The following is a 10999-nucleotide window of genomic DNA, read 5'->3' as shown; positions in this document are numbered from 1 at the left end:
AAAATTTAGAGGGGAAAAATCCCCCCTCTCTTGAATTATTTAATTTCGACTTTAGCACCAGCCTCTTCAAATTTTGCTTTCATAGCTTCAGCATCTTCTTTTTTAACACCTTCTTTAACGGTGAATGGAGTTTTCTCAACTGCATCTTTTGCTTCTTTTAAGCCAAGACCTGTTATTTCTCTTACAACTTTGATAACATTGATTTTCTTATCACCGCTATCTGCAAGAATAACATCAAATTCTGTTTTTTCCTCTGCAGCAGCACCAGCACCACCAGCAACTGCACCTGCAACAACAGTTGGCGCAGCAGAAACACCAAATTTCTCTTCAAAAGCTTTTACAAGCTCTGAAAGTTCCATAACAGAAAGATTACCAATATACTCTAATACATCCTCTTTTGAAATTGCCATAATTTATCTCCTTAAATTTATTAATTATTCACCTTCTTTTTGTTTGCGTAAGTTATCCAACCCTGTAACAAAGTATCTTGCAGGCGCAGTCCAAACAGACAGCAACATACCAATAAGCTCTTCTTTTGAAGGTAGTTTTGAAACTGCTTCGATATGTTTTGAATCAACCAACTCTCCTTCAAAGTAACCAGATTTGATCACTAATTTTCCGCCCACAGAGTTTGAAAATTTGCAAACTACTTTTGACAAAGAAATCTGATCTTCACTCCAAAGAAAAATATTATTTTCTTTTAGCTCCAAACCTTCAACATTAGAATTCTTTAATGCAATAGAAGCTAGAGTATTTTTAACGACTTGCACTTTTGCATTTTGAGCTCTCATTTCTGCTCTTAGAACTTCTAATTCCTTAACCGTAAGTCCTTTATAATCACAAACGATGATTGCATTTGAAGCTTGAAATTCGGCACTTAAACTTTCAATTAAAGCGTTTTTTTCTACTTTTGTCATTTTAACCTCCTTTCCGACGAAAGACTTATATAGGGTAATTTTTAAGCAAAGCCCCTATAGTCATTAGTCTAAGATAAAAACAAGAATAAATTATTTCATATCAATGAGTTCTTGCACATCAAGTTTAAGTGATGGACTCATTGTTAGCGATAAAGTTGCATTTTTAATATATTTACCCTTAGCTGTTGCTGGTTTTTGCTTATTGATATTTCTAACAAGCGCAATGATATTCTCTTCTAGTTTTTTTGCATCAAAGCTAACCTTTCCAACAGGTGCGTGGATAATACCTTTTTTATCTACACGATAATTAACTTGACCGCTCTTAGCATTGCTCACTGCTTTTGAAACTTCCATAGTTACTGTTCCAGTTTTGGGGTTTGGCATTAATCCCTTTGGACCTAAGATTCGACCAACTTTTCCCACTAAAGCCATCATATCTGGAGTAGCAATCACCATATCAAAATTGATTTCACCACCTTTGATTTGCTCTGCTAAATCCTCATCACCTACAACATCAGCTCCTGCTGCTTTTGCTTCATCAGCTTTTACGCCTTTTGCAAAAACTGCTACTCGAACATTTTTTCCTGTTCCATTAGGCAATACAACAGCACCACGAATCATTTGATCGGCATGTCTAGGATCAACTCCCAAACTCAACGCAATCTCAACGGTTTCATCAAATTTAGCAGATGCTAAAGACTTCACTGTTGCAGAAGCGGTTGTAATATCGTATATCTTTTTACAATCTACCTTTTCTAGTAGTTTTTGCATTCTTTTAGTAATTTTTTTTGCCATATTTTATACTCCAACGCGTCTTATTAATCTACAACTTCAATGCCCATACTTCGAGCACTTCCTTCAACAATTTTAATTGCTGCTTCTTCTGAATTTGCATTCAAATCATCCATCTTTGTTTTAACAATCTCTAAAACTTGTGCTTTAGTTAATTTTCCAACTTTATTTTTTAAAGGATTATCAGAACCTTTCTGGATTCCTGCTGCTTTTTTAATTAAATCTGTAACAGGTGGTTTTTTGGTTACAAATGTAAAGCTTTTATCTTGATAAACAGTGATTAACACAGGAATATTAAAATCTCCCATATCTTTCGTTTTTTCATTGAATGCTTTACAAAATTCCATAATATTAACACCGCGCTGTCCTAGAGCTGGACCAACAGGAGGAGATGGATTTGCTTTGCCCGCAGGGATTTGAAGCTTAAGTTCGCCAATGATTTTCTTTGCCATAACTTATCCTTGTCTTTAGTAATTAAACTATTTTTTCCACTTGTGAATAAAGTATTTCAATAGGGGTGCTTCTACCAAAAATAGAAACATTTAATTTGAGTTTTCTATGCTCCATATCATATTCTTCAACTGTTCCAGTGAAGTTTGCAAAAGGACCTTCAATGATTCTAACAACTTCTCCCGCTTCAAAAATAACTTTTGGTTTAGGAGCAGCACGATTTTGAACTTTTTCAATAATATGATTAATATCTGCTTCACTCAATGGAGTTGGCTTTTTAGCCTCACCAATAAAACGACTAACTTTCGGTAAAGATTGAATTTTATGCCATAATGCTGTATCAAGATCAACTTTTACAAAAACATATCCGGGATAAAGACTTCTTTCGCTTATCTTTTTTTTGTTATTTTTTACTTCAATAATATCTTCAGTTGGAACAACAATATCAGTGATTCTCTCTTCTAAGTGATGTTCTCTTACAAGATTTTCAATCCCACGCTTTACTGCTTGCTCACTACCAAAATATGTTTGAATCGCATACCAATACAACGCCATAGACAAATCCTAAAAATTATAAAATACTTGAAACAAAACTACCAAGAATGAAATCAACTAATGCCAAGAATAAAGCAACTATTGTTACAACGATGACCACAGAAATAAATGCATTTCTCACTTGTTCTTTTGTGGGGAAAATAACTTTTGATAACTCTTCTCTTGATAATTTATAATAACTAATTAGTTTTTTCATTTCTTTGATTGTCTCTCTTTATTACAAAATGGCAGGCCAGGAGGGACTCGAACCCCCAACACTCGGTTTTGGAGACCGACGCTCTACCATTGGAGCTACTGACCTACAAAAGCTAAAAGCTAAGAGGAGGAATCTTAGCTTTTTAGTTTTACTTCTTTATGAATTGTGTGTTTATTTAATCTTGGGCAGAACTTTTTTAGCTCCAGTTTTTCTGTTTGGGTTTTTGCATTTTTTACAGTGCTGTAATTAATGTCACCACATTCAGAACATTTGAGTCCAATTTTTACGCGATTACCTTTAGCCATTTTTTAAAGCCTATTCGATAATCTTTGTAACAACACCCGCACCTACAGTTCTACCACCTTCACGGATAGCAAATCTTGTTCCCTCTTCAAGTGCGATAGGGTTGATTAATTCAACAGTGATTTTAATGTTATCACCTGGCATTACCATTTCTACACCTTCTGGTAACGTAATAGAACCTGTGATATCTGTTGTTCTTACATAGAATTGTGGTCTATATCCATTAAAGAATGGAGTATGTCTTCCGCCTTCCTCTTTTGAAAGAACATAAATTTCACCTTCAAATTTTTTGTGAGGAGTGATTGAGCCTGGCTTACAGAGAACCATACCTCTTTCTACTTCTTCTTTTTTGGTTCCTCTTAAAAGAACCCCAACATTATCACCAGCCTCACCTTGATCTAGCTCTTTTCTAAACATTTCAACGCCAGTAACAGTTGTTTTTTGAGTTGGTCTAATACCTACGATTTCAATCTCATCACCAACTTTTACAATACCTCTTTCAATTCTTCCTGTTACAACTGTTCCACGACCAGCAATCGAGAAAACATCTTCAATTGGCATAAGGAAAGTTTTATCAGTTTCACGAACAGGAGTTGGAATGTATTCATCTACTGCATCCATAAGCTTCATGATTTTCTCACTCCACTCACCTAAAGTTCCAGATTTTGCTTCATCAAGTGCTTTTAATGCAGAACCAGCGATAATTGGAGTATCATCTCCTGGGAATTCATAGCTTGATAAAAGCTCTCTAATTTCCATTTCAACTAATTCTAATAATTCTGGATCATCAACCATATCTTGTTTATTCATAAATACGACAATGTAAGGAACACCTACTTGGCGAGATAGCAAAATGTGCTCTCTTGTTTGTGGCATAGGACCATCTGCAGCAGAAACAACCAAAATCGCTCCATCCATTTGCGCAGCACCTGTGATCATGTTTTTAACATAGTCAGCGTGTCCAGGACAATCTACGTGTGCGTAGTGTCTTTTTTCTGTTTCATATTCAATGTGTGAAGTCGCAATAGTAATACCACGCTCTTTTTCTTCTGGAGCATTATCGATATTATCATAGTCCTTCATCTCTGCTAGACCTTTAGTAGATAGAACAGCAGAAATCGCAGCACTTAAAGTTGTCTTACCATGGTCAACATGCCCGATAGTTCCAATATTTACATGTGGTTTTGATTTGACATATTTTTCCTTAGCCATAAGCTTCTCCTAAAATTTAAAGTTTAAAATAGCCGTTATTCTACACTATTTTTACCAATTTTAAAATTAAGAATCGTAACATTTTCTACAATTCCATCATAAACTCTGAAAAACTGGAGCCCATAAGCGGGATTGAACCGCCGACCTCTTCCTTACCAAGGAAGTGCTCTGCCACTGAGCTATATGGGCAAAAAAATAACAATACATAAGTGTTGGGCTGATTTAAAAAAACTACAAGTAGAATCAGCTCCCAGTATATGGAGCGGGAAACGGGGCTCGAACCCGCGACCCTCAGCTTGGAAGGCTGATGCTCTAGCCAACTGAGCTACTCCCGCAAATAGCTATTAATGGTGGTGAGACGTGGATTCGAACCACGGAAGGTAGAACCAGCAGATTTACAGTCTGCCCTCGTTGGCCACTTGAGTATCTCACCCCAATTATAAACTGGTCAAACACTGAAATAAAAATAAATGGAGCTGGTAAAGGGACTCGAACCCCCGGCCTGCTGCTTACAAGGCAGCTGCTCTACCAACTGAGCTACACCAGCAAAATTTAAAAATGAAGTGAAATTCTATCCTCTTTTTTTAAAAATGTCAATACTTTATAAAAATTTATTGTAGAATTCTTTTTGGCTTTTTAAATATTCTAGCAATCACTTCTTTATATCCTTAAATATACAATAAGAAATATACAATAAGAATATTTAGGCAATGATTGCTAATTTTTAAATCGCCAAAATTTCATTAATTTAGGAAATTTAAATGCGAAAACACAAACATTTACAACCTAGGGGATTTAGAAAAAAATATTTTTCTTTGGCTGCAATTTTAGCTTTAAACAGCACCCTTCTTGCACAAAGTCAAAATATCGCTTTAAATGAAAAATCTTCACAATCTCAAGATTCTCAATCTTTAAAGCTTTCTATTATCCATGCAGATGAATTTGTAGAGAATGCAGACTTCAAAGAAGAATTTAGTGCAGAGGAAATTAAACAATCCAATGCTCAAAATGTCTATGAATTCTTAAATCTTCATTCTCTGCTTAAAACCACTTCCAGTTATGGCAATCCTTACACTCAAAACATTGATTTGCGTGGCTTTGGGCAAAACGCACACAAGAATCTTGCAATCATTGTTGATGGAATTAGAATAAATAATATTGATTCACCGCCTGTTTCACTAAGCTCTATTCCACTTGATTCGATTCAAAAAATTGAAATTATCCGCGGCAAGGGTATGACAAAATATGGTAATGGTGCAGTGAGTGGAATCTTGAAAATCACCACCACACGCAAAGAAGGTGGAACTATTAATCTAGGCTATTCAAGCTATGACACGCTCAATTCACAAATGACTGCGCGTTATGTGGGAGACACTTTGAATATTGGATTTTATGGTCAATATCAACATTCTCAAGGTGCTAGAAAAATCACACAAGGATCTGATGAAAAAGATGGCAGTTACAATAAAAATGGCGGTATTACGCTTTTTTATTACCCTGATGATTCTTTAATCTTAAAAGCTAGTGCTAATTATTCCAAATATGGAATCAAATACGCTGGTCCACTACTCACCAAAGAGCAGTTTGACAAAGATCCAAGCCAAGCTCCTGCGCCATCACTTTGGGGAGATTCCTTTAGTCATCAAAAGCGATGGGATTTGCATCATAATTTTGGCTTAACCTATTATGCGCAAAATGGCGTTACTACCGATATTAACTTTGGTGGGAATCGCAATGAAAGCGATTATGTCAATTCTCCTAATGCACTCTATACTGGAAAAGGCTTATATGGAAACTTTAACAGCACTTACAAAAATGATTCCTATCTTGCAGAAATAGGGGGAGAGATCAAACAAAGCCAACGCACAAATAACAATGTCAAAGCCGAAGTGAGTGAAATGTTGCTTTATCTTAGCGGAGAAAAATATCTAGGAAACTCCACACTCAATCTTGGAATCAACACACAAAGAGTCATCAACAAACAAACTAATTCTTATAGCAGGGATGAAAATCTTATTGGTGGAGAACTTGGCTATCATTACCAAATCCACCCGCAAATTAGCGTTTTTACTTCCTATTCTCGCACCTTTGTTACTCCAAATGTTGATTGGCTACTCCGCTATGATCCTATCACATTTGCCCCTTTGCCTAACACACTCATTGAACCAGCCACTTTTGATACTTTTCAAATTGGAACAGATATGATTGTGGGGATTCACAAGCTTAGCGGAAGTGTGTTTTATATCCAAGGGCACGATGAAAACTATTATGGTCTAAACAAAATCACAGGCATTTATGATAACCAAACTCTAGGAAAAACAAGAAGAATCGGTGGTGAAGTTAAATTTATCACTTATTTCTCGCAAAACCTTTATTCAACCTTGAGTTATGCTTATGTTGATGCTACCATGCAAGGTAATGAAGGATATAAAGGCAATACAATTCCCGGTGTCTCTAAGCACACTTTTGTAACAAGCCTTAATTATCTCCCTATTCCTAATCTTAATCTTGGAATCTCTTATAAATATGGCTCTAGGGCTTATGATTATAATGATTATGATAATGTGCTTACAAAAATGCCAAACTATCAAAGTCTCAATGCCACATTAAGCTACACACTTAAAGATTTTGAAATTTATGCCTTTGCTAATAATCTCACAAATCATAAAAATGCTCTAGTGGTTAGTGGAGCTTATTATCCCTATGAGTTTGAAACAACCTTTGGTGGAGGAGTGAAATACAAATTCTAATGCAAAATTTTTCGCTTCACAATTATCTTATTTACAAATTTTTAAACTCCCTTTTTGGGGGAGTTGCTTTGGGAACAATCTTTACCATTTATGCACTTTTACCCCCCAAAACTTTCTCCATTGGCGGAATCATTCTTGCCCTTGGAGCGTGGATTCTAAGCTTTTTTTATACACAGCTACTCCAAACCAAACCCTATAAGATCATTCTTACCTTTATGGAGATTCTGCCCTTTGCTTATTTGCTTTCTTATTTGCTTTTTCCGCAGACTTTCTATGGTGCGCTTTTAGTCTATGGGCTTTATCAGATAGGCTTTATTTTTGGAGATTATCTTGTGCGCAATGAAACCCTAATCTTTCATTCCAAAAGTTTTCTTTCTAAGATTGATAAAACAAGACAAATTGGGTATTTAGGTGGTTTAGTATTGAGTTTTATTTTTTATTTTGGATTAGAGCAGTTTGGAATCTTGCTTAAAGAATCGCAAGTCTATTACATTCATTTTCTTTTGCTTTTATTGCAATGCTTAGTGTTTATTACTCTTATCTTTTCATTCAAAGGAAACCCTTGCAAAACCTAAAAGAATCCTATCGCCAACACTACAAAGCTAATCTCAAAAAAATTCAAGATTCTAAGCAGCTTAGATACTTGGATTATCGTTTAGAAAAACAGCTTGATAAACTTCTAAAAAAACTAATCTGTGCTCACAAAAAAACTTCTAAGGCACCTATTTCTATTTTATTTTATTATCCTTTAAAAAGCGAATTTGATTGCAGGAAGCTACTTAATTCTTACCGCAAATCAAGAAATATACAAATTTTTATCCCTTTTATGTGTGGTATCAGCTTTAAAATTGTAAAATACCGCTTACCATTGCAAAAAAAGGCATTTGGTATTTATGAAGCCAAAAATTCAACATTTTATTTTAAAAAAATTAATATTGCAATCATTCCCACACTTGGAATGGATAAAAATTTCAAACGCATAGGATTTGGCAAGGGTATGTATGATAGATTTTTTGATACTTTAAAACACAAACCTACCAATATTTTTATTTGTCGTGGCATTCATTATACTCATCAAACTATCACAGAAAAACACGATGTGCAGTCAAATTTCTTCATCACGCCCTTTGCTAGTCTCAAACTAGAGGATCAAAAATATGATAACTTGGATTATTGTCAGCTCCGCTTTATCAGCCTTAGTCGCCGGCGGAGGAAGCTACCTTATTTCACGCAGACTTTCTAGCGCTAATGTAGAGATTCTGCTTGAACAATCAAAGGCTAAGGCAAAGGCTATTGAATACGAAGCAGAAAAAACACTTCAAGAATCAAAAATTAAAGCCAAAGAAATAGAGCTAGAATCAAAGCAAAAATACGAAAGAGAAACAGCCAAAATTGTAAAAGAATATGAAAATAATCGCTTAGAATTTGAAAAAGAAAAGCTAAGAGAGAATCAAAAGCTAGAACACAAACAATGCTCACTTGATCGCGAAAGACAACTCATCAATCGTGATAAAAATGTTTTACTCCAAGAGCAAGAATCACTTAAAAAACTCAAAACAAACTATCAAGAAAGGCTTGAAGATCTAACTAACAAACTAGCCACTATTAGCACTATCACAAAGAGCGAAGCCAAAAAAATCCTTTTTAAAAAGATACAAGAAGAATCGCGTCAAGAAATCGCACAGATTCTAAGAAAACAAGAAAAAGAGCTTAGAGAAGAAGCCAAAGCCAAAGCAGCTTATATTCTAGCTCAAGCCACTTCACGCTTTGCAGGGGAATTTGCCGCTGAGAGACTTATCCACACAATCATTCTCCCTAATGATGAGATGAAAGCTCGAATCATCGGAAAAGATGGGCGCAATATTAAAACACTTGAAATGATTTGTGGAGTAGATATTATTATTGATGACACACCTGGTGTGATTGTCGTTAGCTCACACAATCTCTACCGCCGATCTATTGCTGTGCAGACTATCCAAAGATTAATCGAAGATGGCAGAATCCAACCTGCTAGAATCGAAGAGATTTATCAAAAATGTGCTGAAGAGTTTGAACAAAATATTTTTGATGAGGGAGATAAAGTTACTCTTGATTTGGGACTTGGAAACATCCACCCTGAAATCAAAAAACTCATCGGAAAATTACGCTACCGCGCAAGCTATGGGCAAAATGCACTAGCACATAGCCTAGAAGTAGCCAATCTTGCTGGAATCATCGCCGCAGAATTAGGCGGAGATTGCCTGCTAGCAACAAAAGCCGGACTCTTGCATGATATAGGAAAGGCAAGGACACACGAGTTCAAAGGCACTCATGTAGAGCTTGGAGCAGAAATCATACGGCGGTATAATGAGCACCCTATAGTTTTAAATGCGATTCTCTCTCATCATGGCGATGAAGAAGTTAAAAGCATAGAAGCAGCAGCTGTGTGTGCAGCTGATGCACTCTCTGCTGCACGCCCTGGGGCAAGACGAGAAGTGCTAGAAAACTACCTAAGACGCGTGAGTGAAATAGAGAAAATTGCACTCTCAAAAATGGGCGTTTTACACGCCTATGCTATTAATGCAGGAAGGGAAGTGCGAGTGATTGTCAAAGCAGAAGAAATTGACGATGATGAATCCTATTTACTTGCTAAAGAAATTGCTCAAGAAATACAATCTAATGTCCAATACCCCGGTGAAATCAAAGTAAGTGTAATACGCGAAACAAGAGCCTGTGCAATAGCGGAATGAATAAGTTTAAAATTCATTCAAAATCTGCACAATATAAAAAGCTTCTTCTTTATTCATTGCTGGCGAAATAGGTAGAGACAGCACTTCTTTGTGAATCTTCTCTGTAATAGGAAAACTAAGATTATTCCACTCCTTATAAGCATTCTGCTTATGTGGTGGAATAGGATAGTGAATTAGTGTTTGGATACCTTTAATCTTTAAGTATTCCTGCAATTTATCCCTATCTTTTGTGCGTATAACAAACAAATGCCAAACATGTGATTCTTCTTTATATGATTTTGGTAAAACAATTTTCTCATTTTTAATATTTTCTCTATAAATTTTAGCGATTTCTCTTCTTTGCTGATTGTCTGCATCTAAAAATTGCAATTTTAAATCCAATATAGCAGCTTGAATCTCATCAAGCCTAGAATTTAAGCCTTTGTAAATGTTTTCATATTTTATTAAAGACCCATAATTTGCTATTGCTCTAATCTTTATCGCGACTTCTTCATCATTAGTGGTAATACTTCCACCATCACCTAATGCTCCTAAGTTTTTACCAGGATAAAAAGAAAAACACCCTATATCCCCTAGATTTCCAACTTTTTTACCTTGGTATATTGCTCCATGAGCTTGTGCGCAATCCTCAATAATTTTTAGATTATATTTTTTAGCAAGCTCCCAAATTTTCTCCATTTCAACTGCTTGACCATACAAATGAACAACCACAATGGCTTTTGTTTTCTCTGTAATTTTGGCTTCAATCAAATCCGCGTCAATATTATAAGTCTCTAAATTTGGCTCTACCAAAATAGGCTTCAACCCACAATTGCTAATTGCTAAAATTGAGGCAATATAGGTATTAGCTGGCACTATTATCTCCGAATCTTTGGGGAAGTCATAAGCTCGGATAGCTAAGTGCAATGCATCAAGACCATTTGCGCATCCTATGCTAAATTTTGTCTCACAATATTTGGCAAAGTTTTCTTCAAAGGCTTTATTTTTCTCTCCCAAAAGATACCAACCGCTCTCCAAAACTTCCCTAATGGCTAAGTCAATTTCACTCTTAAAACGCTGATTAATTTTATGTAAATCCAAAAATTTAATCAAGAT

13 protein-coding genes and 5 tRNA genes are annotated in these 10999 nt (G+C 35.6%); 4 read left to right on the top strand and 14 right to left on the bottom strand.

Annotated elements, in window-relative coordinates; genetic code table 11:
* Window positions 1-35: 35 nt before the first annotated feature.
* The 13 genes from rplL to CCY98_RS02685 all read right to left on the bottom strand — a co-directional run bounded on the left by rplL (window position 36) and on the right by CCY98_RS02685 (window position 4972).
* Window positions 36-410, bottom strand: a complete 375-nt coding sequence (gene rplL, locus CCY98_RS02745; RefSeq protein WP_112057042.1) for a 50S ribosomal protein L7/L12 — start codon at window positions 408-410, stop codon at window positions 36-38.
* Window positions 411-434: 24 nt separating this feature from the next.
* Window positions 435-917, bottom strand: a complete 483-nt coding sequence (gene rplJ / locus CCY98_RS02740) for a 50S ribosomal protein L10 (protein WP_112057041.1) — start codon at window positions 915-917, stop codon at window positions 435-437.
* Between the two features lie 90 nt (window positions 918-1007).
* On the bottom strand, window positions 1008-1712 hold the full coding sequence (rplA, locus tag CCY98_RS02735; protein ID WP_112057040.1) for a 50S ribosomal protein L1: 705 nt from the start codon (window positions 1710-1712) through the stop codon (window positions 1008-1010).
* Between the two features lie 23 nt (window positions 1713-1735).
* A complete protein-coding gene (gene rplK / locus CCY98_RS02730; RefSeq protein ID WP_006655951.1) occupies window positions 1736-2161 on the bottom strand; it encodes a 50S ribosomal protein L11 in 426 nt (141 codons plus the stop codon).
* Window positions 2162-2183: 22 nt separating this feature from the next.
* Complete coding sequence (gene nusG, locus CCY98_RS02725; protein ID WP_181566537.1) at window positions 2184-2708, bottom strand: transcription termination/antitermination protein NusG; 525 nt, start codon at window positions 2706-2708, stop codon at window positions 2184-2186.
* A gap of 22 nt (window positions 2709-2730) precedes the next feature.
* Complete coding sequence (gene secE / locus CCY98_RS02720) at window positions 2731-2910, bottom strand: preprotein translocase subunit SecE (RefSeq protein ID WP_112057038.1); 180 nt, start codon at window positions 2908-2910, stop codon at window positions 2731-2733.
* 29 nt (window positions 2911-2939) lie between these two features.
* A tRNA-Trp gene (locus CCY98_RS02715) sits at window positions 2940-3015 on the bottom strand.
* 29 nt (window positions 3016-3044) lie between these two features.
* On the bottom strand, window positions 3045-3215 hold the full coding sequence (gene rpmG, locus CCY98_RS02710) for a 50S ribosomal protein L33 (protein WP_005021381.1): 171 nt from the start codon (window positions 3213-3215) through the stop codon (window positions 3045-3047).
* 10 nt (window positions 3216-3225) lie between these two features.
* Window positions 3226-4425, bottom strand: a complete 1200-nt coding sequence (tuf, locus tag CCY98_RS02705) for an elongation factor Tu (protein WP_112057037.1) — start codon at window positions 4423-4425, stop codon at window positions 3226-3228.
* Between the two features lie 114 nt (window positions 4426-4539).
* Window positions 4540-4614: transfer RNA gene (locus CCY98_RS02700), tRNA-Thr, on the bottom strand.
* 69 nt (window positions 4615-4683) lie between these two features.
* Window positions 4684-4760: transfer RNA gene (locus CCY98_RS02695), tRNA-Gly, on the bottom strand.
* Between the two features lie 13 nt (window positions 4761-4773).
* Window positions 4774-4858: transfer RNA gene (locus CCY98_RS02690), tRNA-Tyr, on the bottom strand.
* Window positions 4859-4896: 38 nt separating this feature from the next.
* Window positions 4897-4972, bottom strand: a tRNA-Thr gene (locus CCY98_RS02685).
* A gap of 214 nt (window positions 4973-5186) precedes the next feature.
* On the opposite strand from CCY98_RS02685, the gene CCY98_RS02680 reads away from it, so the two are divergent.
* From CCY98_RS02680 to rny, 4 genes are all read left to right on the top strand, one after another.
* The gene (locus CCY98_RS02680) at window positions 5187-7175 is read left to right on the top strand and encodes a TonB-dependent receptor (RefSeq protein WP_112057036.1); all 1989 of its coding nucleotides are present in this window, start codon (window positions 5187-5189) and stop codon (window positions 7173-7175) included.
* 68 nt (window positions 7176-7243) lie between these two features.
* On the top strand, window positions 7244-7750 hold the full coding sequence (locus CCY98_RS02675; RefSeq protein ID WP_258438033.1) for a hypothetical protein: 507 nt from the start codon (window positions 7244-7246) through the stop codon (window positions 7748-7750).
* A complete protein-coding gene (locus CCY98_RS02670; RefSeq protein WP_250604530.1) occupies window positions 7738-8418 on the top strand; it encodes a 5-formyltetrahydrofolate cyclo-ligase in 681 nt (226 codons plus the stop codon). Before CCY98_RS02675 ends, CCY98_RS02670 begins: the two co-directional genes overlap by 13 nt.
* The gene (rny, locus tag CCY98_RS02665; RefSeq protein WP_112057033.1) at window positions 8333-9904 is read left to right on the top strand and encodes a ribonuclease Y; all 1572 of its coding nucleotides are present in this window, start codon (window positions 8333-8335) and stop codon (window positions 9902-9904) included. Before CCY98_RS02670 ends, rny begins: the two co-directional genes overlap by 86 nt.
* A 6-nt stretch (window positions 9905-9910) precedes the next feature.
* On the opposite strand, the gene CCY98_RS02660 is transcribed toward rny, so the two are convergent.
* On the bottom strand, window positions 9911-10996 hold the full coding sequence (locus tag CCY98_RS02660; protein ID WP_112057032.1) for a DegT/DnrJ/EryC1/StrS family aminotransferase: 1086 nt from the start codon (window positions 10994-10996) through the stop codon (window positions 9911-9913).
* Between the last annotated feature and the right edge of the window lie 3 nt (window positions 10997-10999).

Origin of the sequence: Helicobacter sp. 11-8110 (assembly GCF_003288905.1) — a bacterium.
In the GTDB taxonomy this organism is placed as follows: Bacteria; Campylobacterota; Campylobacteria; order Campylobacterales; family Helicobacteraceae; genus Helicobacter_D; species Helicobacter_D colisuis.
Note: the sequence above shows the minus strand (reverse complement) of the source record. Positions and strands in the feature narration are given on the sequence as shown.